This window comes from Blautia sp. MSK17_66 (assembly GCF_020538025.1).
GTDB lineage: Bacteria > Bacillota > Clostridia > Lachnospirales > Lachnospiraceae > Blautia_A.
In genome coordinates, this window is sequence record NZ_JAJBNQ010000015.1 from 72,914 (window position 1) to 98,403 (window position 25,490).

Consider the following 25,490-nt stretch of genomic DNA (forward strand, 5'->3'; position numbering starts at 1 on the left):
CCAAATTACAGGAGGTAACTATGAAAATCCCTAAATTGTTCAAAAAGGCTGCGGCTTTTGTAATGGCTGCGGTCACGGCATTATCCATAATGCCTGCGACGGCGTTTGCTGCGGGTGACATCGGGACGATTTCCTTTTCCCACACCTATGACAGCAACGGTAATGCGATGAGGTACAATTCCAGTGCGAATATCGGCGGCTATACCGCAGGCGGAACGGGAAATTATAAGTACCGTATGTTTGTGGACGGAGAGAATGCGTTTTGTATTCAGCCGGGAGTACCGCTGAAAACAGGAAACACCTTGAAAAAGGCTTCCTCTGATACTTGGAACGCCCTTTCAGCCAATCAGAAAAAGGCGGTTGGACTTGCCCTGCTCTATGGGTATCAGGGCAACCGAAATAATCTGTCGGGAAGTGATGATGAAAAATGGCTTGCCACGCAGACCCTCGTATGGGAGTTTGTCACAGGCTGCCGTGAAGCCACAGGCTCATATAACCAGACAAGCACCACCGTTTACAGCCTGCACTTCGGTTCAAATTATGCCAACAGCGGAGCAAGGGCAGTGTATGACCAGATTGTTGCAATGCTGCGTGAGCATAACACCATTCCGAGCTTTATGTCGGGCGGTAAGAATGACATCACAAAGGAGCTTGCCTACAAGGACGGAAAGTACAGCATCACATTGACGGACAGCAACGGCGTCCTTTCCGATTACAGCTTTTCAAGCTCTGACAGCAATGTGAGTGTATCGAAGTCTGGAAATAAGCTGACAATCAGATCCACCGTAGCTATCAGCGGTTCTGTCCGCATTACGGCAAAGAGGAACAATGTGCCGACTGTCAGCAGCAGTGCAAAGCTCATTGCCTATGGCGACCCGAACTTGCAGGATTTGGTAACAGGTGTGGAGAATGCTGATACCGTGTCTGCATATATCAATATCGAAACGCCGACAGGCACGATTGCCCTCAAAAAGACTTCTGAGGACGGAGTTGTGGAGGGCATCTCTTTTATAATCAAAGGTGATAACTTCAATAAGACAGTTAAGACAGGAAAGGACGGCTCTGTCTCAGTGGAGGGATTATTCCCTGGCACTTATACCGTCACAGAACAGTCCATTGACCGTTATGAGCCGCAGAAAACCCAGACCGTCACACTTATCGGAGGAAAAACCTCTACTGTGACCTTCAGCAATACTTTGAAGCGTGGCAGTCTGGAAATCGTCAAGACTTCCGAGGACAATCTGGTGGAGGGAATGAAATTCCACCTTTATGGCACATCTTTAAGCGGCTTGCCTGTTGACGAGTATGCCGTGACTGATAAAAACGGACTGGCTAAGTTTGAAAATGTCCTTATCAGTGGCGATACCCCGTATGTGGTTGAGGAAGTGGATACCGCAGTCCGCTATGTCGTTCCTGCTTCCCAGACAGCTCCGATTGAATGGAACAAGGTCACAAAACGCAGCTTCGACAATGTGTTGAAGAAATTCCAAGTGACTGTGACAAAGACCGATGCAGAAACAGGTTCTCCGCAGGGCGACGCTTCCCTTGCAGGTGCGGTTTACGGCATCTATAAGGGTGAGGAACTGATTGACACCTACACGACTGATGAAAACGGTCAGTTTACGACCAAGTATTATATCTGTGACAATGATTGGACTGTCCGTGAAATCAGCCCGTCCGAGGGGTATCTTCTGGATACCGCAATCCACAAGGTAGGTGCAGAACCAGAGCTATACACGGTAGAGCTGAACAGTACCGCAAGTCTTGCATCTGCCGGATGGCGGTGGGGCGCGGATATTATCAATGGTATTGTGAATGGAATCCGGAGCTGTATTGGTGCGGTTGCCAATGCAGTAACGGATGTGGCAAACACGATCCGTTCCCATCTGCATTTCTCTGTGCCGGATGAAGGACCTCTGACGGATTTCGAGAGCTGGATGCCGGACTTTATGAGCGGTCTGGCTGAGGGCATTGAGAAGAGCAGGGGCATGGTAAAGGCGGCTGTGAACAGTGTGGCTGCGGATATGGTGATTTCGCCGCAGATGGCTGTGGCAGACAGTGGTGTGATGACCGGTACGGGAACGTCCGGTGGTGCGGATCTGACAGCCGGTATTGTGGCGGCACTGAAGGATGTGCTGGGTGATCAGAAAGAACAGCAGGGGGATCTGGTGATTCCGGTTTATCTGGGAAACCAGCTGCTGGATGAGGTGATCGTGACGGCACAGCAGAGAATGAGTCTGAGGAGCGGAGGTAGATAGAATGGCTTTTTTTCAGTATCTTGTGTTTGACGGGGAGAACCTGCCGCTTCCGGATTCTTATGAGGTGGAGCTGGAGGATGTGGAAGCGGATTCCGGCGGTGAGACAGAGGCAGGGACAACACAGAGGGATGTGGTGCGGCATGGTGTGGTGCGGATCCCGGTGTCGTTTTCTGTTACGGCGAAGTGGTTGAAGAAGCTGGCGGGGTATGCGAAGAAGGATAAGATCAGCGTGCAGTATTTTGATGTGGAGACAGCGGAGCTGAAACTGGCTGAGATGTATGTGACGGGGTATAAGGCGAAGCTGAAAAAGGATACCAGTTATAAAGGGCTTTGGACGGTGAGTTTTACGTTGAAGGAGATGTAGGGAGATGGTATAATGGGAGCATCAAATCGGAATTTATTAAGGAGGATATGGATGAAACTGTTTTTATGTTCGCACTTTTCAAGTGTAGGAAGTTTGATAAAAGAAGAAATTGATAACAAGAAAGTCGCATTTATTCCCACAGCTTCGCTGCGTGAAGGCTATACCGGTTATGTCGGCTCGGCTCGAAAGCTATTCAATAAACTGGGAGCAGCCGTAACTGAAATTGATATTTCAACGGAGGCTTATTTAACGATACAGTCTGTTTTTGAAGATGCGGATGTGATATATTTTACTGGTGGAAATTCTTTCTTCCTTATGGACCAGCTCCGTAAAACGGGAACGGATGAGCTATTGAAGAAGGAATTGGAAAAGGGAAAACTGATGATCGGTGAATCGGCAGGTGCGATTATATGCGCTCCAACTATCCAATATATTGAACAAATGGATGAAAAGCCGGAGGACTACTCACAAGAAGATGATGCAGGGCTTGATTTGATTGATTTCTATGTTCTTCCGCATTATCTTACAGCACCATTTAAGAAAGTTACCGAGAAAATAATGACTGAATTTTCGGATTTGAATCTATCCCCAATTAACAACCGTCAGGGAATTGTAATTGATGGTGAAGGTTCAAAGGTTGTTTGCAAAGACTAATTTGAAAGTTCCAGTTTCTGAAACTGGAAAATCGGAAGCTGGAGAGATAGACTATTGAGAACATATGAGAATAAAGACGAACTTAAAAACGAGATAAATAAAAGCTTTGCAAAGTATATTTCAGAATTTAATGATATTCCGGAGCATTTAAAAGATAAGAGAATTGATGAGATCGATCGAACTCCGGCAGAAAATCTTGCTTATCAGGTTGGCTGGACAACTCTTGTTATTAAATGGGAATCAGACGAAAGAAAGGGTATTCCTGTCAAAACTCCTTCGGATAATTTTAAGTGGAATCAGCTTGGCGAATTATATCAATGGTTCACAGATACATATGCTCAGCTGTCACTGCAAGAATTGAAAGACAGATTGAATGAGAATATCAACTCTATTTATGCAATGATTGATTCTCTGAGTGATGAAGAATTATTTAAACCACATATGAGAAAATGGGCTGACGAAGCAACTAAAACAGCTGTATGGGAAGTATACAAATTCATACATGTTAATACAGTTGCTCCGTTCGGAACCTTTAGAACCAAGATTAGAAAATGGAAAAAGATTGCACTATAACTTCCAGGTTGTAATGATAAACAATAATATAACACAGCATCAGTCACCTAGTTGGCTGGTGCTTTTTTCGTGGGGAAATGGAGGTGGCGGGATGTATCCTGTGTCGGATGCTTTTCTGAGGGCAGTCAGGAGTAATACAAGAAAATATTACTGGACGGGTACAATCGTTACCAAGGGCGGAATGACGTATGAGTTCGGGGCGAAGGAGATTGTGAAGGGCTCCGGGTATATTTCCAGGCAATGCTGCGGAAGTACCGAGATTGAGCTGGGGACGGTGTATGCGGCGGAGATGGGGATCACGCTTCTGAGTGATATTGACAGGTACACGCTGGAGGATGCTCAGGTGACGCTGGTGTTTCATCTGGTGCTGGCGGATGATTCGGTGGAAGATGTGCCGATGGGAGTCTTTGAGGTCAGTGAGGCAAACCGTCTGGCGAAGTGCCTGGAACTGAAGGCTTATGATTTTATGCTGCGGTTTGATAAGAGTTTCAACGGATTTGAGACTGTGGGGACTGCTTATGATTTTATTGCTTTGTGCTGTAAGCGGTGTAAAGTGGAGTTTGCGAATAAGAGGGCGGAGATTGATGCCATGCCGAATGGCGGGGTGACGCTTTCTGTTTATACTGAAAATGATATTGAGACCTGCCGGGACGTGCTGTTTTATGTGGCACAGGTTCTGGGAGGTTTCTTTATTATCAACAGGGAGGGAAAACTGGAACTGAGAAAGTACGGGAAGGATCCTGTGATGAAGGTGGAGCAGAGACACCGTTTTTTTTCCAGTTTTTCGGATTTTATCACCAGGTACACGGCGGTGAGTTCCACGAATAAGCAGACGCAGATTGCGGAGTATTATGCGCTGGATCCGGATAACGGGCTGACCATGAATCTGGGAGTGAATCCGCTTCTGCAGTTTGGGTTAAAGGAGACCAGAGAGATGCTGTGCAGGAATATCCTGACAGATCTGTCCGTGATCCGGTATGTGCCGTTTGATTCGGATACCATCGGGAACCCTGCCCTGGATCCGGGGGATGTGCTGACGTTTGCAGGAGGACAGGCGGATGAGGGACAGATCACCTGTATCACTTCCATCAGGCAGAAGATCGGGGGAAAGCAGAGCCTGAAATGTGTGGGGAAGAACCCAAGGCTGGCTCAGGCGAAGTCAAGGAACGACAAGAATATTTCGGGGCTGCTGAACCAGATTGAAGACAACGCGAAGACTGGGAAGATCGGGATTCATACGTTTACCAATGCTTCCGCGCATGAGATCGGGCAGACCAGGGTGAAGCTGATCAGTATCCAGTTTGCTTCTTCTGAGGAAAACCACATGCAGTTTTTTGCGCAGGTTGTTGTGGATGTGGCTGCGGATCCGGTGGAACGGTCTGCGGAGGCTTCCGGGACTGTGGTGATTCCATTTCCGGGCGGAAGCGGCAGTGGAACTGGAAGTGGTACGGGTGGTTCTGATGGAACCGGGGAGACATCGGATGCAGGAAGTTCTGAAAATGATGCGGCAGGGAATGAAGTTGGAAATACTTCCGGGAATGAGAATACAGGGAGTACGGATGATGTCGCTGGTGGCTCGGATTCCGGATCCGGATCCGGGAGTGGTTCGGAGGTTTCTGTGGATGTGAGCCTTCCGGTGAAGTGGCAGGAAGACGGACAGGCGATCTGCCATGTGGTCTATGAATTTAACAATGAGGAGATCGTGGAGCATTGTCCGGTGGAGACCTGGCATTCCGGGAAACATATTTTGTCACTGTATTATCCCATTGAGAAGATTGTTGCCAATTATACGAATACGTTCAATGTGTATCTCTGGATGGAGAATGGCAGCGGGACGGTTGATGTGGGAAACTGCATTGCTTCTGTCAGCGGACAGGCAATGGCGGCAGGGGAAGCCTGGGACGGAAAGCTTGAGGTGGAAGATTATACCACGAGATTTGCCATTGGCGGAGGACTGGATGTGAATGGTTTCCGGGAATCGCTGTCCATGCAGATGAAGGAGACGGTGAACAGAGGATTTGAAGTGTATTTTGCTGAGAGAGCGGGAATCAGCGGTTTCTGCAGGCCGGTAGAAATGGAGGGTGTGTGATGAAGTTGAAAGGTGAAATGGTCATTGAACTGACCGATACGAATACGGGTGCGGTGGAGACAGTTCAGGAGACGAACATGATCACGGAGGCAGTGAATAATATTCTGGGGCTGAATCCCATGGGGATTTATCTGAAAGCCAGCGGGGAGTATGACAATTCTGTTTTGTGGAACGGGACGCTGCTTCCCATCTGCCCGAACATGATCGGGGGGATCCTGCTGTTTCCGGCAGTGCTGGAAGAAAAGGCGGATCATATTTACGAGCAGGGGAAGAACCTGCCGGTGGCTTATGCTTCCAACAATGTTAATTCCGGTTCCAATGTGGCGAGGGGAAGCCTGAACCAGACGGAGAGCAAGAAACTGGACAATGGATATAAGTTTGTGTGGGAGTTTACTCCAAGTCAGGGAAACGGGAATATTGCAGCTGTGGCACTGACCAGTGCCCTGGGCGGGCAGAATGCTTTTGGCAGTGCGGCAGGGGATGCCAGCACGTTCCTGCTTCTGAAAAAGGTGGATATCGGGGATATCCCGAAGGCGAGGCAGATGACACTGTTTGAGGCAGTGGAGCTGGATTTTGAAAAGAACCTGCTGCATTCCATCACCTTTGGGACTTCCAGTGTGACCATTACGAAGATCCGGATCCCGGTGTTTAACATCGGGCTGAATGAGAAGCTGGATGATACCACTTATACCGTACTGGAAGAGCAGACACTGACAACGGAAAGCTTTACGTTCCTGGGGGATTATACAAAGTACGGAGAGTTTATGGACGGGCATGACGGATACTGGTATGGATTTTCCAATGAGCCGAATTCTTCCGGGGATGCGAAGATGGTGTGGATCCGGATCTCCAAAAAGGATTATTCCTTTACGGAGGGAAGCTGGACACTGTCTAAGGCGAAGCTTTCGGAAGTGGGCACAAGGGCAAAGGACGGTTCCTATCCGGAACGGAATGTAAAATGCTGTGTGAGGAAGGGGTATCTGTATGTGCCTTCTTATGATAAGAAGGGAGTTTATAAGATCAATACTGCAAATTCAGCGGATGTGACGCTGATCCCGCTTGGCTTTACTTCCAAAATGAAATCCCTTGGGGAGGCCGGTTCCTGTGAGGTGTATATGACACTTCTCGGGGACATGATCGTGGCAGGGGATTTCCAGATCACGGCGGATGACAGGGTGATCAAGACGCAGGGGAGCGCAAGGTTTGAAGCCATGGCAACGCCTTTGTTCCAGTATAAGAACTTTGTGTTTATGTGGGGTGGCAGTTACGGGAAGGAGCACAGGTGTGCTTACCTTCTGACGCCTTATCTGGCAAGTATCAATAATCTTTCGTCAGCGGTGGTGAAGAATACGGACAAGACGATGAAGATCACGTATACGCTGACGGAGGAAACAATGTAGGTCTTTCTGCCGCAAGGCATGAAGATAGAAAACTTATTTATGGCAGTTCTCAGAAATGGGAGCTGCTTTTTTCATGGGAGGAGGATTCTGGCATGAAGGAATTTTGGAACTTTATTCAGATGGTTTTTATGGCTGTAGGCGGATGGCTGGGCTGGTTTATGGGAGGCTGTGACGGGCTTCTGTATGCCCTGATCGCTTTTGTGGTGATCGATTACCTGACCGGGGTGATGTGTGCTTTTGCGGATCATACGCTTTCCAGTGAGGTGGGATTCCGGGGGATCTGCAGGAAGGTGCTGATCTTTTTGCTGGTGGGAATGGCGAATATTCTGGATGTGTCTGTGATCGGGAATGGATCCGTGCTGAGGACAGCAGTGATCTTTTTCTATATTTCCAATGAGGGTGTGAGTTTGCTGGAGAATGCAGGACATCTGGGACTGCCGATTCCGCAGAAGATGAAGGATGTGCTGGAACAGCTGCATAACAGAGGGGAAGGAAGTGATGGGGAATGAGACTGATTGAGAGTTTTCTGACAAAAAATCCCTGCTATACTGCAGGGAGAATGATTACAGTGAAGGGCCTGATGCTTCATTCGGTTGGATGTCCGCAGCCGAGGGCACAGGTCTTTCTTGATTCCTGGAATCATGCTTCTTTTGGAAGTGCCTGTGTGCATGGTTTTATTGATGGGAATGATGGAACTGTGTATCAGACACTGCCATGGAATCACAGGGGATGGCATTGTGGTTCCGGTAGTAAGGGAAGCGGAAATAACACGCATATTGGTGTGGAGATGTGTGAGCCTGCCTGTATCCGGTATACCAGCGGATCGGGCTTTACCTGCTCTGATCTGGAGAAGGCAAGAGCATCTGCAGTGCGGACGTATGAGAAGCAGCGGTGGAATTGTTTGCCATGCTTTGTAAGAAGTTTGGTCTGGATCCTCTGGCAGATGGTGTGGTGATTTCCCATAGAGAGGGACACGCAAGGGGAATTGCAACAAATCATGGAGATCCGGAGCATCTGTGGAAAGGTCTGGGACTGCCTTATACGATGTCTGGATTCAGGAAAGCTGTGAAGGCTGCTATGTCTGGGAAAGCTGGAGGGGCGCAGGCTTCTGTGTTTCTGGGGCTTTCCGATGAGAAGGCAGCTGAGCGGATTGGAGTGCTGTGTGCAGAGAATATGAAAACCAGTGGGATTCTGGCATCTGTGTCTGCGGCACAGTTTATTCTGGAATCGGGTTATGGCAGGACGGAACTGGCGCAGAAGGCAAATAACTGTTTTGGGATGAAGTGCGTGTTGTCTGGGAATACTTGGAATGGAAGTATCTGGGATGGAACCAGTAAGTACCGGAAGAAGACGCAGGAGGATGATGGAACCGGAAAGCTGTACACGGTGACTGCGGATTTCCGGAAGTATGTCTGTGTGGAGCAGTCTATTGCGGATCATTCTGCTTATCTGCTGGGCGCAATGAATGGGAAGAAAAAGAGATATGCGGGACTGGCCGGGGAGAAGGATTACCGGAAGGCTGTCCGGATCATTAAGGATGGCGGCTATGCAACGGACAGTTTTTATGTACAGAAGATCTGTGCCATCATTGAGAAGTATGGGCTGACACGGTTTGATGGCGTGAAGGTGGAGAAAAAGGTCTGGTACCGGGTGAGAAAAGACTGGAAGGATGCTAGAAGTCAGGCAGGAGCATTTCAGGTGCTGGACAATGCAAAGAAATGTGCAGACGAGCATCCGGGATTTTCGGTGTTTGATGAGAATGGAAAGGCAGTGTACAGTTCCGTGGATAAGAAGCAGGAAGAGGTGTTTCGTCCGTATCTGGTTCGTGTGGAGATTCCGGATCTGAATATACGAAAGAAGCCGGGAACGGATCAGGAGAAGACCGGAAAATATACGGGTGCTGGCTGTTTTACTATTGTTGCTGAGGCTGATGGTGTCGGGGCATCAAATTGGGGGCTGCTGAAAGCATATGAGAAAGAGCGGAATGGGTGGATCTCGCTGGATTTTGTGACAAGAATATAATAGTGAGTGATGAGGCTTTGCATTGCGGCGGTGGTCGTGGTGTGAAGCCTTTTTTTGTTAGGGCAAAGCCCTGTTTGCCATTGTGGAGTTTTTCGTTGATTCGAAAAACGGAGCTTTTGGTCGCTTTCAATATAACATCCGGAATCGAGGTATCTTTTTTTTCTGCAAAATCACGAACTTTGCTCATTTATAGATATCAGAAAAAGGAAGATACTTTGAGGAATCTTTACGAAAAGAAAAAAGAGAAGTTAATCTCATATATCTGCTTCTTGGCTAGTTTGGGATTAAAAGTAACAATTCTTTTTTCTGTTATCTTGAACTTTTTAATTTTTCCTGTTTCGGAGTCCTTGAATTTATATTCAAACTCATCTACACATTCTTTGATGCGGTACAAAAGTATTAAGCAGTTAAAAACAAAAATCCAAGAAGATATTTACTAATCTTATTGACATAGAACAAAAAATGAATATAATCATAGTTGAACAACTATTCAACTTCGATTATACGAGGTAAGTGTATGTCTAAACCGTCTTATATTTGTAATTGTGATGTGATTCATGAGGATATTGTGAATGATGTGAAATCCAAGATGCAACCCAAAGATGATTATATCCAGTTGGCATCTTTATTTAAGCTATTTGGAGATGGTACCAGAGTACAAATCTTACACGCTCTGGAACAGAGTGAGATGTGTGTATGTGATCTTGCTGTGCTACTGGGGGTAACGAAATCCGCAATCTCACACCAGTTAAAGGCATTGCGTCTTGCGAATTTGGTAAAATTCCGTAGAGAAGCGCAGATAGTTTACTACTCTCTGGCAGATGATCATGTGAAAGAGATTATTGATAAGGGATTTGAGCATCTATGGCAGAAATAATATTTTTAGCGTTATAGTTGAGCAATTGAGCAACTAAACAAATTACAAGGAGGTCATTATGAAACGAATATTTTTATTAAAAGGCTTGGACTGTCCGAACTGCTCCGCAAAAATTGAAAAAGAAGTCGGAGAATTGGATGGAGTACAATCCTCAGTTGTAAATTTGATGAAGCAGACGCTGACAATCAATGTTGCTCCAGTTGCCGCAAATACAATAGCCAGTCAGATTGAAACGATTGTCCACAGCCATGAGCCAGATGTAGAAGTTTCCGAAATTGCACAGGAATACTATATACCTGCAAAAAAACAGGATACCAATACATCCTATAACAATGAGGACAAGAAGTTGACGATTCGTTTAGCGATTGGCGCAGCAATCTATGGTATTGGTATGGCATTGACAGTTTTTGCGAAAGTGCCACTGCCTGTCGAGTTAGTTTTTCTCATTGTCTCCTATATTATTCTTGGCGGGGATGTTGTATGGCAAGCTGTGAGGAATATTTCAAAGGGACGTGTGTTTGATGAACATTTCCTGATGAGCGTTTCTACGATTGGTGCTTTTGTCATTGGTGAATATCCGGAAGCAGTTGCTGTTATGCTGTTCTATCAAGTTGGTGAATTTTTCCAGTCATTGGCTGTTGAGCGTTCCAGAAAATCTATATCAGATTTAATGGATATACGTCCGGATTGTGCTACAGTCAGAAGGAACGGAGAATTGATTACCATATCTCCTGAAAGTGTTGCCATTGGCGAGATTATTATTGTAAAGCCTGGTGAAAAAATCCCATTAGACGGTGTGGTATTGGATGGAGATTCTATGCTGGATACGAGGGCTTTAACTGGAGAATCGGTTCCGAGAAGCGTTCATAAAGGAGACGAAGCACTTTCCGGTTGTATGAATCAGACGGGTGTTTTAACGATTAAGACAACGAAAGCATTTGGTGAATCTACTGCTTCAAAGATTATTGATCTTGTGGAGAATGCGTCCAGTAGAAAAGCACCAACAGAAAATTTCATTACTACATTTGCACGTTATTACACTCCTGTTGTTGTAATCTTAGCAGCTATTCTGGCAATTCTGCCACCGATCCTTCTTGGTGGAGGTTGGACAGAGTGGATTCGCAGAGGATTTGTTTTCCTTGTGGTATCTTGCCCATGTGCATTGGTCATTTCAATCCCGCTGACTTTCTTCGGAGGTATTGGTGCGGCATCTAAACGAGGTGTTCTTGTAAAAGGAAGTAATTATTTAGAGGCGCTTAATAATGTCAGCATTATTGTGTTCGATAAAACTGGAACACTTACAAAGGGTGTTTTCAATGTGACTGATATTCTGCCTGCAAATGGATTTTCAAAAGAACAGGTTCTGGAGTATGCGGTCCAGGCAGAGAGCTTTTCTAACCATCCTATTGCAAAATCCATTCTCTCTGCTTATGGAAAAGAAATTGACCAATCAGTTATCTCTGATTACAAGGAAATTTCCGGATATGGAATCAGTGCCATGGCAGGAAAGAAGAAAGTTTATGCCGGCAATACGAAACTTATGGATTCAGAGCATGTGGAGTACACAGCCTGTGAAAAAGTTGGTACAAAGGTTTATGTAGCAGTAGATGGTCAATATGCCGGATGCATTCTGATAACAGATGAAGTAAAGCCGGACAGCAAAAAAGCAATTTCTGATTTGAAACATATCGGTGTGGAAAAAACAGTCATGCTTACTGGTGATGATGAAAAAATCGGAAAGGCTGTTGCGGAAGAATTGCAGTTGGATGAATATTATGCACAACTGTTTCCTGATCAAAAAGTGGAAAAGGTTGAGCTTTTAGACAGTAAAAAGAGACAGGGAAGCAAATTAGCTTTTGTTGGTGATGGTATCAATGACGCTCCTGTCCTTGCTCGTGCGGATGTTGGTATCGCAATGGGTGGTCTTGGTTCAGATGCGGCCATTGAAGCTGCGGATGTGGTTCTGATGACAGATGAACCATCTAAGCTGGTGGATGCGATTGATGTGGCAAAAGCGACAAAGCAAATTGTCATGCAGAATATAGTGATTGCCCTTGGAATTAAGAGTGTGTTCCTGATCCTTGGTGCTCTGGGTATAGCTGGAATGTGGGAAGCTGTATTTGGTGATGTAGGCGTTACCATAATTGCCGTCTTGAACGCAATGAGGATTTTGAAAAAATAAGAAACGAGGTGGCAATGTGAAACGGAAATTGATTCTGTTAGCAGTTACAATTGTTTTTCTTGCAGGTTTCGGTGCACTTTTGCACTCACCGCCTTCTATGATTGATGCAGTCACAGGAGCAACACCGAAGTCAAAAAAGGCGGCTCAAGCCTCCGCACAGTTGGAAGGCTCTTATGTTCTCGGTATTAATATGATGTCAGATGGTCTCGACAACGAGAACACCCGGAATAAATTAAAAGAATTGGCACTGGACGATTCGGAAACAAATGAAACAGATCTCATGAAAACGGACATTAGTTTTCGGTTATATGTATCTGAGACGGATTATCCGCTTGTCAGTTATGCTAAGAAACTCTGTGACAGGTTGAAACAGGCCGGTTTTTCCGTAGATCTGAAAGAGTACAGTAACACAATGATGCTATCAAGAGTGGTAAGTGGAAAGTATGATGTATTCCTGGCATCGGATGATTTTATTGACGTTACAACGCTAACACAGATGGACTATATGATCATGGACAGCGAAGAAATGAGGTGAGCGGGAATTTATGAGAAAATGGAATACGATTTTGTCTGTTTTAATGCTTCTCATTTTTATGATTCATGGAATCATGGGCAGCTTTATGCTGAACGGAGTTGGAAGTAGTGCAGGGAAACTTCTTGCATGGATTGGTGTTGGTATTCTTGTTGTGCATACGGTGATTGGTGTCATCCTGACAGTTCAGAGTTTACAGACAGCGAAGCAATCAGGAAAAATGTATCTGAAACAAAACGTCATATTTTGGGCGAGACGAGCCAGTGGGATGGCAATACTGATTCTGCTGTTATTCCATATTGGCTTGTTTGGAAAGGTGCAGAATGGGACATATATTTTGTTCCCTTTTACAATTGTAAAGATGATAACTCAGCTTTTGTTCGTAGCGGCAATCTTTGTCCATATTTTTATCAATATCCGCCCATTGCTCGTATCACTGGGAATCATCAGTTATAAAGAACGAAGGAGTGATATTTATTTGATCCTTTCGGTGCTTCTTCTTTTTATAGCGGGAGCGGTTATTTTATATTATATTGGGTGGCAATATCTATGAGTAAGACAATTATTATTATAGGTGCTGGACTGGCAGGACTTTCAGCGGCTTTGCAGGCAGCGGAAAATGGATGCAATGTAAAACTGGTTTCCTCCCTTCCGTCAGAGCGGGCACAGTCTGTTATGGCGGAGGGCGGTATCAACGCAGCTTTGAATACAAAAGATGAAAACGACAGTCCCGAAGAACATTTTACAGATACAATAAAGGCAGCATGTGGTCTGGCAGATCCAAATGCAGTTTGGGGAATGACACAGGCAGCACCGGAGCTGGTGCACTGGCTGCTAAAACTTGGAGTTAAATTTAACATGAGTGGCTATGATGATGTGGATCTGCGGAATTTTGGCGGGCAGAAAAAGAAACGGACTGCTTTTGCACAGAGCGATACCGGGAAGCAGATCATGACAGCTATGATAGACGCTGTTCGCAGGAAAGAAGCATCTGGTATGGTAGAACGGTTCAGCCATCATTCTTTCCTAACACTTCGTCTGTGTGGCAATATTTGTTGTGGCTGCGTAATCAGGGATGAATACAGTCAGGAAATTGTGGAATTACCGGGGAATGCGGTCATTGTTGCCTCCGGTGGTATGCACGGATTGTTTGGGAATACAACAGGTTCGCTGTCCAATACGGGAGAAGTAACCGCAGAATTGTTCCGGCTTGGTGTTCCTCTGGCAAATGGTGAAATGATCCAGTATCATCCGACTACTGTGGAATGCGGCGGGAAACGTATGCTTATCAGCGAGGCAGCTAGAGGGGAAGGCGGCAGGCTGTTTGCTCTCAGAAACAATCAGCCGTGGTATTTCATGGAGGAAAAATACCCGGAGCTTGGAAATCTGATGCCCCGTGATATTACCGCCAGAGAAATATGGAAGGTCAGCCATGAATCCGAGGTATTTCTTGATATGACGGAAATATCGAAGGAGATCATTTCAAATAAGCTGTCTGGCTTAGCAGATGACTGCATGACATATCTGCATAAGGATATCCGGAAGGAACCGGTGCCTGTTTTGCCAGGAATCCACTACTTCATGGGTGGTATTCTTGTGGATGAACAGCACAGAACGCCGATTCAGAATCTTTACGCTGCCGGAGAATGCTGTGCCCAATATCATGGTGCCAACCGTCTTGGTGGAAATTCTCTGTTAGGAGCGTTATACGGAGGACGTGTTGCGGCAAAATCAGCATGTGAACAGGCAGATGTAGTAGATCTATCTTGTGCGACACAGATAGATTTTCCACCAACGTCTCAAATTTCAGAAATAAAGCAATTAAACAAAGTGATGCAGGATACTATGGGCGTTGTCAGAAATGAGAATACGTTGTTAAATGGGATTCAAACGGTACAAGCGCTGACAGGAAATCTTCCATTGCTTGGAATGGCAGTTCTAAAGAGTGCTCTTGCAAGAAAAGAAAGCCGTGGTGCACACTGGCGGGAGGATTATCCGAAGAGCAATGACGATGATTACCTTAAAACAACGGTAGCCAGATTTGATGGAAAGCAGATACAGATTTCCTTTGTACCTGTTCCAGAAAGGCGGTGATTCACTTGGTATATAAAATAAGAATCAGGCGGCAGGAGAGTCAGAAATCAGACAGTTATTGGCAGGAATTTGAGTTTGACGGAAGCAAAAACAGCTCTGTTGCCAATGTTCTAAAGGAATTGAACAGTAGAACACCTTTGAAAGATAATTCAGGGAATATAGTTACTCCCATCAGCTGGGAATGTAGCTGTATGGTGCGAAAATGTGGGGCTTGCGCCATGCTGATTAACGAACGTCCGAGGCTGGCATGCTCTACATTTCTACATACGTTAAAAGGTTCTACAATCACCTTGGAACCTTTAAGCAAATTTCCGCTTGTAAGAGATTTGATCGTTGACCGGTCAATTCTGTTTGAAAATTTGAAAAAACTGAACCTTTGGCTTGAAAGTGAAGCTTATATGAATCCGTGGACACATGAACCGAGATACCAGTCGGCACGCTGTCTGATGTGTGGCTGCTGCCTTGAAGTGTGTCCTAACTTCTCTGCAAATGGGACTTTCGCAGGCGCTGTTGCTGCAGTCAACGCATTTCGGATTCTGAATGAAGAACAGGAAATAAGCCATCGGAATGAGGTTTCAACTCAATATAAGGAAAATTATTTTGAGGGATGCGGGAAATCATTAGCTTGCCATAACATTTGCCCGATTGGTCTGCCTGTCGAAGAATTGATCGTGAGGTCAAATTCGGTAGCTATTTGGGGAAGACAGTGAGTATCAAAACGCTGATTAAAAAAACATGATTAACCTACATCTATGGTTTTACCGAAAATAGAGACATATCCTTTGTTTCGGTGTGGTAGCGGTTTTATTATGGACTGGATTCCGTCAAGGATGAATCTGATGCTTCCCTGAGAGAGTATATCCAGTCGGAAGAATATGTCTCAGCAAAGCAGCAGAAGAGATATTGATCAAATTATGTCAATGTCTCTTTTTTTATGGAAGAAACAGGCTGATCAGAAATATGCAAAAGAGTAGCCTATTTTAATTATTTAACGAAAGGCGAACAGGGGTGTTCACAAGGGTGTGCACCGTTAAATTGTATCAATTTCGTAGTCGCAACGAAACCTTGCTGTTGTGGATATTACATGAATATATTTTGCGTTAGAATAATTATTGGGTATATGTTAAAATATAAAGAACATATATTCGAGCGTTTATCAAGGTGGTGTATAGCATTGACAAAGTCAGAGAAACTACGAAAAATTCAGGAAATATTGGAATTAAAGAATCCACAAGAGAATCTGTATGCAGATCTGTTAAAGACAATAGGAGATTTGAAAACAAATTATGGGGATTACATGATTACGGAGCCGATTGACTGTAATGAGGAACTGAAACGTGTTCCGGGAGCGGATTATGAACTTTGTACGGCGTTGCTGACAATGCTGCTGAGAGAAGATCATTTTTCCAATGGTTCTTTTGAACGGAGATTTGCTGACGGGCAGGTGCTTCCTGTTCTGGTGAGGATGAAGGATGTTTTGAGTGCAGGAGTGTGATTTTATGAAAGTCGGGGATACTGCATATATTGTGGAATCAAACAGGTATGTGAGAGAAGTGGAGATCCGCAGGTGTTCCGGCGGGATGTTCCTGGTACGTTTTACAGATACGGGCGGCGGAATACAGGTGAAGGCTCACAGGCTGTTTGCAACGAGGGAAGAAGCTGAAAAGAGTATTGAGAAGGCACCAGAGACAAAGAGGGTGCGTGGGAATCCGTATGACCGATGGTATTGAACGGATGATAAAGTAAATAAATGATCAGGGGAAACCTGTTGCTGTTTGCGGAGAAATCTGTGGATGGCAGCGGGTTTATTTTTTTGTCCGGAAAGTCAAAAAATCAGGGACCAGGACTCCTTGGAACAGTAGGAGGTGGTTTTTGGCTATGGGAAAAATTGAACTGATCGATACCGGCAGACTGACGGAGAAACAGGCCAGGCTAAACATGGAAAAGTGTGCAGAGTTTCTGGCAAGAATGATCCAGAAGTACGGGGATGTGGTTCTGGGGGAGATTGAGGAGAGAAATGCACAGCTGCAGGGGAAGTGATCGAGTGTGCCGGTGGTCTTTTGGGGCTGCCGGTCTTTTTGCGCTATGGAAACCGCATAGGAGAAAGTGGATTTTGGGGCAGTTTTTTTGGTCGTTCTGCGAGTTGGCACAGACTGGTGATTCCGATATATTTTATGTACGGCAACCGTATGACGATGGGCAACCGAAATGAGGTGAAGATTTGAGAAAGAAATGTTACATATATACCCGTGTTTCTACAGCGGCTCAGACAGAGGGATACAGTCTGGAAGCACAGACAGAGAGGCTTCGGAAGTATGCGGACTATAAAGAAATGGAAGTGGTCAGGGAATACTGTGATGCAGGCAGATCTGGAATGAGCATCAAGGGCAGACCGGCTTTTATGGAAATGATGGATGACATTTCCTGTGAGAAAGATGAGATCTCCTGTGTGCTGGTGTTTAAGTTATCCCGCTTTGGAAGAAATGCGGCAGATATTTTGAAGTCTGTGCAGCTGTTGATGGATTTTGATGTGGATCTGGTCTGTGTTGAGGATGCCATTGACAGTTCTACACAGGGCGGAAGGCTGACACTTGCTATCCTGTCGGCTGTGGCAGAAATGGAGCATGAGAATATTACAGTCCAGTTCACGACGGCGAGGATGCAGAAGCTGATGAAAGGGGGATGGCCGGGCGGCGGCGTGCCGTATGGATATGTGAGTGTGAATAAGGAACTGGTGGTGGTTCCTGAGGCGGTGGATCTGGTGAGGATGATTTATCAGAAGTATCTGGAACCGGATATGATGCTGAATACGGTTGTGGGCTGGATGAATGAGAATGGTTATAAGCGTGTGGTGAAGGGAGAGGATAAGGTTATCACTTCGGATTTTGTTTCTTCGGTGCTGGGAAATCCTATTTATTATGGGATGATCGTATATAACAGGCGGACAAATTCTGAGGAGATTAAGAGAAATCCAAAAGAGATCATTTCCGTCAGGGGAAAGCATGAGGCAATTATTTCGGAAGATGTCTGGATGCGGGTGCAGGAGAAGCGGAAGAGGCTGAGAAGGCCGCAGAAAAAGGTGGATGATCCGGAGAGAATCAGTCTTCTGTCTGGTTTGGTGAAGTGTCCAGTGTGCGGAACTGGAATGATTACAAAAAAGAATAAACGAAAGAACAATAATCATGGGGGCTATTATAAGATTGTTTATTCTTATGGATGCCGGAATTATCGTAAGAGTGCAGGGCGTGTCTGTAATTGTAGCTGGACGTACAATCAGAAAAAACTGGACGGAGCTGTGATGGAAATTGTTGGAAAGGTGACAGAGACGCGGGAGTTCCGTCAGACGGTTATGAATACGGTTGGTGACAGGAGTTCATTGGATGCTTGTGAAGCGGATCTGAAAAGAACCAGAAAAGAACTGCACAGTCAGGAGCATCTGAAATATAAGCTGGGGGCGGAACTGGATAATCTGGATGTTCTTGCAGAAGATTATGATGATGAATACGAGGCTGTTCAGTCAAAGATTGATGAGGTTTATGACAGAATCGAGATTCTGGAGGAAAGGATCCGGAAGCTGAAAAAGCGGATGGAGGCTTTGAAGAAAGGCGTTCGTTCTTCTGATAATATACAGAAGATTCTTGATAACTTTGACCTGCTGTTTGAGAGAATGAACTGCGAGGAACGCAGGGAGCTGTGCAGGCAGTTCATTGAAAGAATTGATGTCTTCCAGGAAGAAAGGGAAGACGGCAGGATTTTGAAAAGGATTGTGTTTCGTTTTCCGGTTTATTATGAAGATGAAGGAAAAAGGGCAGAGAATGATGAACCGGATGAAGTGGTGACATTTGAAGTAGACTGTACAGAGCATCGGGTGACTGCTTCTGAGGCAAAAGCAACCTATGCGGAGATCAGGGCATATGTGAAAGGAAAGTATGGAATGAATGTTTCTTCCTTATATATTGCGCAGGTAAAACGGAAGTATGGTCTGGATGTGGGAAAGGCTTATAACAAGCCGGCTAAAAATAAGAATCATGTGCCGGTCTGTCCGGTGGAAAAGGAAGTGTTAATTCTGGATGCCTTGAAGCATTTCCGGATGCTGGATGAGGATGTGGAGTACAGGAAGGAGAGTGCAGTGTGAAAAAGAAATGTTATATTTATATCCGTGTTTCTACGACAATGCAGGTGGACGGCTACAGTCTGGAGGCACAGAAAGAAAGGCTGATGAAGTTTGCGGAGTTCCAGGAAATGGAAGTGGTCAGGGAATACTGTGATGCTGGTAAATCCGGAAAGAGCATTACGGGCAGACCGGAGTTTCAGAGGATGCTGCAGGATGTGTCCGAGGAACGTGACGGAGTGGCATTTATTCTGGTGTTTAAGCTGTCACGTTTTGGAAGGAATGCAGCAGATGTTTTAAACTCCCTGCAGTTTATCCAGGATTATGGTGTGAATCTGATCTGTGTGGAAGACGGAATTGATTCCTCTAAGGATTCCGGAAAGCTGACCATCACGGTGCTGTCGGCAGTGGCTGAGATTGAAAGGGAGAATATCCTGGTCCAGACAATGGAAGGAAGAAAGCAGAAGGCCAGAGAGGGAAAATGGAATGGCGGACAGGCTCCTTTCGGATATGATCTGGATTCCAAGAATAGCACTCTGGTGGTGAATGAGGAAGAAGCGGAGATTGTGCGGATTATTTATGACAAGTTTGTGCATACGGATATGGGGGCAGATGCTATCTGTAATTATCTGAACCAGAGAGGTTATACGAAGAAAAAGGTCAGGGGGCATGAGCTGAACTATTTTGCCAGAGGACTGATCATGAAGATTCTGGATAATCCGGTTTATACTGGGAAGATTGCTTACGGGAAGAATGTTACGGAGAAGGTGAAGGGAACGAGGGATGAATACCGGCGTGTGAAGACTGATGATTACCTGCTGGCAGATAGACTGCATGAGGCGATTGTGGATGAAGAGACGTGGGAGGCGGCGAGAGAGAAAAGGAAGAGGACGGGGGTTAGATTTGTCAAAACTCATAGTCTGGAGCATGAACATATTTTAACTGGATTGATCAGATGTCCTCTTTGCGGCGGTGGAATGAGTGGAACTGTTCAGCGACGGCAGAATAAGAAAACTGGGGAATACAAGGATACATTTTATTACAGATGTCATCACAGAAAAAAAGTCGATGGAAAGATTTGTGATTACAAGCCGATGCTGAACCAGAAAGTGTTTAATGCGGAAGTAGAGGAATTTATCCGGTATATGGTTGCGGGGGATGAGTTCCGAAAGTTTGTGCAGGAGAAACTGGAAGAGAAGGTGGATGTTTCTGCTTTGGAAACTGAGAGGGAGCAGCTGCAGAAACAGCTACAGCAGGTTGTCGGGGCGAAGAATAAACTGCTTGTGATGCTGGATACTTTGGATGCTGGCGATAAGCATTATGCAAGGAAGTTCCAGGACATGCAGGACCGTCTGGATAATCTTTACGACAGGATTTCTGGTTTTGAGAATGAGATTGCCGATGTGGAGGAAAAGATTAAGGCAGCGTATGGAAGACAAATTAGTGAAAAACAACTGTACCAAATCCTGCAAAAGTTTGATATACTGTATGCAGAAATATCAGATATTGAAAAAAAGGAGTTTATGCAGTTGTTTATTGATGCAATTGAGTTATACTCGGAAAAGATGGATGATGGGCGCATCATCAGGCAGATTGATCTGGCATTTCCGGTGTATTATGAAGGTTTTGAAGGCGAAGCAATTCGGTTGCTCAACGAAAACACAGTCGAGACTGTGGTGTTGCTACAAAGGAAAAATATGTAGAAATCCTTGAATTTACGCACTTTGTGGAGTTTTTCAGTTTCAAAAAAATAGGTGAAAATCACAAAGAAAAGAGCCTTGTGAAGAAAGTAACCGTTGTTGTTGCGTTAGACCTCGGGACGGGGAACACAAAGAATCTTGAATATGAAAATGAATAGAGAGCTATCAGATCATTGATAGATTATAGGGATACTTGTTAAAAGCGGGTGTCCCTATTTTTTATGGGGCATTCCAGAAATGGAGTGTCTTTTTTATACCCAAATATTAAAAATTCAGGAGGAAAATGAGAATGACAAACACAGCGTTAAGAGCAGAGAATAGCAATTCTCGCACAATTACTTTCAAGAGCAGGGAACACGAAAAATTTTATGAGGAATATCTGAAAAAATGCAGATATCAGGATGTCTACCATCGAGCTTTGGTTTATTGCCTGGGTATCGACAGAGACACAAGAAATAATGTGAATAAAATCTATAATTTTAAAACTGGATGTGTAAAAACGGAATGCCTGCAGGAAGGGTGGCAGACCAGTGGAAGTTTACGAATTGTCCGTATGGCATTTAACCTGGGATATTATTCATCCAGGTTTAATAGAGTTTGAAGAAAGGATTATAAAGAAAGGGAAAAATATAGTTGCTGCGATAATTGGGAAAAGTTATGTAGGAAAAAGCTGTGCGGCTATTCTTGGAGAGATTGTACGACAAACACAGGGACAATTTAACGAAGGTGATATTAATGAGTGGAGGAGTAGTTATATAAAGAGAGAATATTAAATCGGAAATAGCTGTATATATTAGAGCAATGTAGTAAAGAAGAGGGTCTCTCTATTAGTGAGTTTAGAGTCACCCTCTTCTTCATAAGTTATGCAGTTTTCTGTACAGCCAGAGCCTTGATTTCTTCTAAGGTCAGGTCTGTAAAAGTGGCAATATCTTCGTAAGTGAGTTTACCGGAAGCCAGCATACGCTTAGCGATTTCAATGCGTTCAGTTTTTCGCATATTTTCCATTTCTCTGCACATAGTCAAAACTCCTTCCTCATCTTCTTTGAAATAACGTACCCTGTCAGCAAGTATTTTATAATACATATCTTTCGGATCGGTACAGGAAAAATCGTGCATTAGTTTTCCGAGTTCTGTTTCGTCTTTGATTTGAGAATTCACATAAATAATATGAGCTTCATCACCGAATGGCTCACCGGTTTCCTGGATGATGCGGTCAACATGATAAATTGGAAGTCCTGATTTTAATATATCGTTTTCTGTAATAAAAATCACATAGGTTTCAGAGAGGGCATCATATTTATCACCAGCTTCAGTTATATTGGCATCTATAAGGCTGCTATTGTATCTTGCACGTTTTGCATCAGCACCACGATCACTTCTTTGAATTTCTATATTATAAATGCGGTTATTGGAATCAACAGCTAATATATCCAAGCGAATAGAACGTCCCTGTAAATTTTTTATATCGTATTGTCCCTGCACAGATTGTACTTTAAGGTCATGTCTTTGCAAAATAATTTGAAGTAGAAATTCTGCACATGCCTTATCTTCAAAAACTTTACTCATAAAATCATCATCTAAAAGACGGAACCCCCTAAGGCGTTGTAGATCTTCTTTATGTCTTTGCTCAAAATCTAGTGTTTCTTCTGTATTATTCATTGTAAAAACACCACCTGCTTTCCTTTAGAATGGGATATAGTAAACATGGATTCCTGTATCATTATTTTAACATGGCAAATAGTAATCCTCAATACCTGAATTTTGAAATGACAAATTCCGATAAAAAATAACAGTCTATAAATCTTTTCCTTTTTCAATCTGTTGTTTCTGCTCACGATTCTTCCCAAGAATCATATCAATATTCGCAGACACAGTGCGAAGTTCCCGTTCATAATCCCGATGATTAGAAAAATCTTCACGCTGTCTATCCCTCAATTCAACAAGCCGGTCTTTTTCAGCATAGAGAGATTTCATGGAAGGCAATTTATGCCCGCTGGATTTTTCTTTGAGTGTTCGGAAGGCTGTGTTATATAGGGAAAGTTCTGTCCGGTGTTCTTCATAAAATTTGTCCATATTGCGGCTCCTACGATAATCGGCGTACACATTTTTATATGCCAGATATTGTCCGGTAAAATGAATCTGCTCATTCACATCTTTAAGTTGCTGTTCAGTATGCCTGTCATTGTATTGACCAAGGTGGATTTATGTGATGATGTGGATACAAAGCTGTTAGAAATAGAAAATATAGCAATCGGGGTACCGATTATTGAAACATCCATAGTAGACGAGGCTGGTTTAAGTCAGATTTATCAATATCTCAAGGAATACCATACGGTTGCATTCGTAGGCTCATCGGGTGTAGGAAAGTCCTCACTTATCAATCATGTACTTGGAACAGATCAACTGGAGACAGGTGGTCTTCGAAATGATGATAAAGGCAGGCATACCACAACACATAGAGAGCTTTTTATGATTTCGGGAAAAGGAATGGTGATTGATACTCCGGGAATGAGGGAACTTGGAATGTGGAGTGCTCAGGATGGGATTGATCATACATTTTCTGATATTGAAGAACTGGTTGGAAAATGTAGATTCAGTGATTGTTCTCATGGAAATGAGTCCGGCTGTGCAGTAAGACAAGCGGTAAAAGATGGATTGATAACAGAAGAACGATATAGAGCGTACATGAGATTAAAAGCAGAGAATGCATACAATGAAAATGCAGTTGATTATCTTGTTGCTAAGAAAAGGAAATTCAAACAGATTGCCAAATTAAATAAGCATAATTATAAACAATAAATGAAGAGCCAGACGCAAAAGACGCAGAGCCGCTAATTCTAAAGAGTTTGATTTAGAATTGTGGCTTTTTTATATTGAAAAACCAAAAAAGTATTATGAGTAAAAAAGAAATGGAGAAAATGAAAATGAAAGAAAACATTATCATTCGATTGGAAAGAGAAAATGAATACCATGAGGTAGAAAATCTGGTAAGGGAGAGTTTCTGGAATGTGTATCGACCAGGCTGTCTGGAACATTATGTACTCCATCAGCTTCGCAATGATCCGGCATTTGTTTCAGAGTTGGATTTTGTTATGACATTAGATGGACATCTGATTGGACAGAATATGTTTATGAAGGCTGTGATTGTAGCCGATGATGGCAGAAGTATTCCCATTATGACTATGGGACCGATCTGTATTGCACCGGAGCTTAAAAGGAAAGGGTATGGAAAGATTTTACTGGATTATTCTTTAGAAAAAGCAAAAGAACTTGGATGCGGAGCATTATGTTTTGAAGGAAATATTGATTTTTATGGGAAAAGCGGATTTAAACAAGCAAGTGAATTTGGTATTCGTTACCATGGTCTGGAAGAAGGGGATGATGCTTCATTCTTTTTATGTAAAGAACTGATTTCGGGTTATCTAGATGGCATAACAGGTGAATATGCAACACCAGCAGGGTATCTGGTGGATGAAAATGAAGCAGAAGAATTTGATAGAGCGTTTCCATATTTAGAAAAGAAAAAACTACCGGGACAGATTTTTGAATGATGAAAAGCAGGAGGTAAATTTAGATGAAAGCAATGGAAAAAGACTGGTATCAGAAAAATTGGACGCTGGATATTCAGAATATGTCATGGGTAGAAGATACAGGTAGACAAGTAGATTTTCTAATCAAGCAGTTACAGTTAAAAGGAACGGAAAAAATACTTGATCTTGCATGTGGATTTGATCGGCACTCACTGGAGTTTGCCAGACGTGGGTATGATGTTACCGGTATTGATATTACACCGGCGTACATAGATTATGCAAACGAGCAGGCAAAAAAAGAAAATTTGAATGCAAAGTTCATTTGTCAGGACATTCGCACGATCACATTTGATAAGGAATTTGATGTTGTGCTGAATATGGCGGATGGAGCAATAGGATATCTTGAAGACGATGGGGAAAATCATAAGATTTTTTCTGTCATTGCGAAAGCATTAAAAAATGGTGGAAAGCACTTTATGGATATCATGAATGGAAGCTATGCCCAAACACATTTCCCTTGCAAGTTATGGGATGCAGGAGAAAAGGGACTTACATTATCTGCTTTTGAATGGGAGAAGGATAGAAAAACGCTGATATATGGGCAGGTAGACTATATGTATGGAGAAGCACTTTATAAGCCTGAAATGAAAGAAGGAAATCCTATAAGGTTATATAGTTTGGATGAAATCACGGAGATATTCGGTAAATTAGGACTTCGTATTTGTAACAGCTTTGCTGACTTCAGTGGAAAGCCGAGTTCTGATAATGATATTCAATTGATGGTTTATTCCATACGAGAATAAAAATAGAGTAGACGAATTATTTAGGATAATAAGCGGGAATCCTCGGCAATTCAATTACCGAGATGAAAGCGCAGGATTGTGCATATCTGCACATTGAAAAAATATAATAATTCCTCCCCCACCCTGATATTAGTGCCGTAACCGGCATACAAACAATCGAAAATATGTTTGGGGTTTTGTTGCACATTTCCACTCATCATGTTATACTATATGTATGAAAGAAAATCTAATACATTATAGAACTTGTGTGTGTAATATCAACTACCATATGGTATGGTCGGTGAAATACCGGCGGAAAATA

General features: G+C 43.8%; 26 protein-coding genes and 3 pseudogenes. 27 read left to right on the plus strand and 2 right to left on the minus strand.

Annotation, left to right across the window (positions count from 1 at the left end):
- The first annotated feature begins 20 nt into the window (after window positions 1-20).
- The 23 genes and pseudogenes from LIR34_RS09540 to LIR34_RS09650 all read left to right on the plus strand — a co-directional run bounded on the left by LIR34_RS09540 (window position 21) and on the right by LIR34_RS09650 (window position 21,629).
- On the plus strand, window positions 21-2,258 hold the full coding sequence (locus LIR34_RS09540; protein ID WP_244092296.1) for a thioester domain-containing protein: 2,238 nt from the start codon (window positions 21-23) through the stop codon (window positions 2,256-2,258).
- Between the two features lies 1 nt (window position 2,259).
- Window positions 2,260-2,622: a hypothetical protein gene (locus LIR34_RS09545; protein WP_173902617.1), complete on the plus strand. Its 363-nt coding sequence runs from the start codon at window positions 2,260-2,262 to the stop codon at window positions 2,620-2,622.
- A 51-nt stretch (window positions 2,623-2,673) separates the two neighbouring features.
- Window positions 2,674-3,276 carry a Type 1 glutamine amidotransferase-like domain-containing protein gene (locus LIR34_RS09550; protein ID WP_062808204.1) on the plus strand — a complete coding sequence of 201 codons (603 nt, stop codon included), beginning with the start codon at window positions 2,674-2,676 and terminating at the stop codon, window positions 3,274-3,276.
- A gap of 54 nt (window positions 3,277-3,330) precedes the next feature.
- Window positions 3,331-3,849 carry a ClbS/DfsB family four-helix bundle protein gene (locus LIR34_RS09555; RefSeq protein WP_024729655.1) on the plus strand — a complete coding sequence of 173 codons (519 nt, stop codon included), beginning with the start codon at window positions 3,331-3,333 and terminating at the stop codon, window positions 3,847-3,849.
- A gap of 91 nt (window positions 3,850-3,940) precedes the next feature.
- Entirely contained in the window at window positions 3,941-5,938 is a 1,998-nt protein-coding gene (locus tag LIR34_RS09560; protein WP_173902618.1) for a hypothetical protein, read from the plus strand.
- Window positions 5,938-7,338: a hypothetical protein gene (locus tag LIR34_RS09565; RefSeq protein WP_173902619.1), complete on the plus strand. Its 1,401-nt coding sequence runs from the start codon at window positions 5,938-5,940 to the stop codon at window positions 7,336-7,338. The genes LIR34_RS09560 and LIR34_RS09565 overlap by 1 nt, the downstream gene beginning before the upstream one ends.
- Before the next feature lie 92 nt (window positions 7,339-7,430).
- The gene (locus tag LIR34_RS09570) at window positions 7,431-7,847 is read left to right on the plus strand and encodes a phage holin family protein (RefSeq protein ID WP_173902620.1); all 417 of its coding nucleotides are present in this window, start codon (window positions 7,431-7,433) and stop codon (window positions 7,845-7,847) included.
- A pseudogene (locus LIR34_RS09575) lies at window positions 7,844-9,360 on the plus strand (glucosaminidase domain-containing protein). The gene LIR34_RS09570 and the pseudogene LIR34_RS09575 overlap by 4 nt, the downstream one beginning before the upstream one ends.
- Before the next feature lie 2 nt (window positions 9,361-9,362).
- Complete coding sequence (locus tag LIR34_RS09580) at window positions 9,363-9,800, plus strand: hypothetical protein (RefSeq protein ID WP_173902621.1); 438 nt, start codon at window positions 9,363-9,365, stop codon at window positions 9,798-9,800.
- 77 nt (window positions 9,801-9,877) lie between these two features.
- Window positions 9,878-10,237 carry an ArsR/SmtB family transcription factor gene (locus LIR34_RS09585; RefSeq protein WP_021650476.1) on the plus strand — a complete coding sequence of 120 codons (360 nt, stop codon included), beginning with the start codon at window positions 9,878-9,880 and terminating at the stop codon, window positions 10,235-10,237.
- A 58-nt stretch (window positions 10,238-10,295) separates the two neighbouring features.
- Window positions 10,296-12,419: a heavy metal translocating P-type ATPase gene (locus tag LIR34_RS09590; protein ID WP_173902622.1), complete on the plus strand. Its 2,124-nt coding sequence runs from the start codon at window positions 10,296-10,298 to the stop codon at window positions 12,417-12,419.
- Between the two features lie 16 nt (window positions 12,420-12,435).
- On the plus strand, window positions 12,436-12,954 hold the full coding sequence (locus LIR34_RS09595; protein WP_107001871.1) for a DUF6921 family protein: 519 nt from the start codon (window positions 12,436-12,438) through the stop codon (window positions 12,952-12,954).
- A gap of 10 nt (window positions 12,955-12,964) precedes the next feature.
- Entirely contained in the window at window positions 12,965-13,504 is a 540-nt protein-coding gene (locus tag LIR34_RS09600; protein ID WP_173902623.1) for a pilus assembly protein PilX, read from the plus strand.
- Window positions 13,501-15,045: an FAD-binding protein gene (locus LIR34_RS09605; RefSeq protein ID WP_173902624.1), complete on the plus strand. Its 1,545-nt coding sequence runs from the start codon at window positions 13,501-13,503 to the stop codon at window positions 15,043-15,045. The genes LIR34_RS09600 and LIR34_RS09605 overlap by 4 nt, the downstream gene beginning before the upstream one ends.
- A complete protein-coding gene (locus LIR34_RS09610) occupies window positions 15,042-15,755 on the plus strand; it encodes a succinate dehydrogenase/fumarate reductase iron-sulfur subunit (RefSeq protein ID WP_330384935.1) in 714 nt (237 codons plus the stop codon). The genes LIR34_RS09605 and LIR34_RS09610 overlap by 4 nt, the downstream gene beginning before the upstream one ends.
- Window positions 15,756-16,219: 464 nt before the next feature.
- Window positions 16,220-16,540, plus strand: coding sequence for a DUF6508 domain-containing protein (locus LIR34_RS09615; protein WP_044960788.1), 321 nt, complete (start codon window positions 16,220-16,222; stop codon window positions 16,538-16,540).
- 4 nt (window positions 16,541-16,544) lie between these two features.
- The gene (locus LIR34_RS09620; RefSeq protein ID WP_021650484.1) at window positions 16,545-16,775 is read left to right on the plus strand and encodes a hypothetical protein; all 231 of its coding nucleotides are present in this window, start codon (window positions 16,545-16,547) and stop codon (window positions 16,773-16,775) included.
- Window positions 16,776-16,917: 142 nt separating this feature from the next.
- Window positions 16,918-17,085: a hypothetical protein gene (locus LIR34_RS09625; RefSeq protein ID WP_227240596.1), complete on the plus strand. Its 168-nt coding sequence runs from the start codon at window positions 16,918-16,920 to the stop codon at window positions 17,083-17,085.
- The gene (locus tag LIR34_RS09630) at window positions 17,082-17,270 is read left to right on the plus strand and encodes a hypothetical protein (protein ID WP_173902625.1); all 189 of its coding nucleotides are present in this window, start codon (window positions 17,082-17,084) and stop codon (window positions 17,268-17,270) included. Before LIR34_RS09625 ends, LIR34_RS09630 begins: the two co-directional genes overlap by 4 nt.
- Complete coding sequence (locus tag LIR34_RS09635) at window positions 17,267-19,180, plus strand: recombinase family protein (RefSeq protein WP_173902626.1); 1,914 nt, start codon at window positions 17,267-17,269, stop codon at window positions 19,178-19,180. The genes LIR34_RS09630 and LIR34_RS09635 overlap by 4 nt, the downstream gene beginning before the upstream one ends.
- Window positions 19,177-20,859, plus strand: coding sequence for a recombinase family protein (locus tag LIR34_RS09640; RefSeq protein ID WP_265107719.1), 1,683 nt, complete (start codon window positions 19,177-19,179; stop codon window positions 20,857-20,859). The genes LIR34_RS09635 and LIR34_RS09640 overlap by 4 nt, the downstream gene beginning before the upstream one ends.
- 286 nt (window positions 20,860-21,145) lie before the next feature.
- A pseudogene (locus tag LIR34_RS17970) lies at window positions 21,146-21,424 on the plus strand (DUF6075 family protein); the annotation flags it as partial.
- A complete protein-coding gene (locus LIR34_RS09650) occupies window positions 21,387-21,629 on the plus strand; it encodes a hypothetical protein (RefSeq protein ID WP_173902627.1) in 243 nt (80 codons plus the stop codon). The pseudogene LIR34_RS17970 and the gene LIR34_RS09650, both read left to right, overlap by 38 nt.
- Before the next feature lie 88 nt (window positions 21,630-21,717).
- Here LIR34_RS09650 and LIR34_RS09655 read toward each other — a convergent pair whose 3' ends face one another.
- Together LIR34_RS09655 and LIR34_RS09660 are read right to left on the minus strand one after the other, a co-directional pair.
- The gene (locus LIR34_RS09655) at window positions 21,718-22,515 is read right to left on the minus strand and encodes an Rpn family recombination-promoting nuclease/putative transposase (RefSeq protein ID WP_161286650.1); all 798 of its coding nucleotides are present in this window, start codon (window positions 22,513-22,515) and stop codon (window positions 21,718-21,720) included.
- 135 nt (window positions 22,516-22,650) lie between these two features.
- The gene (locus LIR34_RS09660) at window positions 22,651-22,929 is read right to left on the minus strand and encodes a hypothetical protein (RefSeq protein WP_227240592.1); all 279 of its coding nucleotides are present in this window, start codon (window positions 22,927-22,929) and stop codon (window positions 22,651-22,653) included.
- Between the two features lie 60 nt (window positions 22,930-22,989).
- Between LIR34_RS09660 and rsgA the strand changes: the two genes are divergently transcribed.
- The 4 genes and pseudogenes from rsgA to LIR34_RS09680 form a co-directional block, all read left to right on the plus strand.
- Window positions 22,990-23,655, plus strand: a complete 666-nt coding sequence (gene rsgA / locus LIR34_RS09665) for a ribosome small subunit-dependent GTPase A (RefSeq protein WP_173902628.1) — start codon at window positions 22,990-22,992, stop codon at window positions 23,653-23,655.
- Window positions 23,656-23,780: 125 nt separating this feature from the next.
- Complete coding sequence (locus LIR34_RS09670) at window positions 23,781-24,407, plus strand: GNAT family N-acetyltransferase (protein WP_173902629.1); 627 nt, start codon at window positions 23,781-23,783, stop codon at window positions 24,405-24,407.
- A 23-nt stretch (window positions 24,408-24,430) separates the two neighbouring features.
- Window positions 24,431-25,189 carry a class I SAM-dependent methyltransferase gene (locus tag LIR34_RS09675; protein ID WP_244092297.1) on the plus strand — a complete coding sequence of 253 codons (759 nt, stop codon included), beginning with the start codon at window positions 24,431-24,433 and terminating at the stop codon, window positions 25,187-25,189.
- Between the two features lie 214 nt (window positions 25,190-25,403).
- Window positions 25,404-25,490 (plus strand): annotated as a pseudogene (locus LIR34_RS09680) (IS200/IS605 family transposase); the annotation flags it as partial.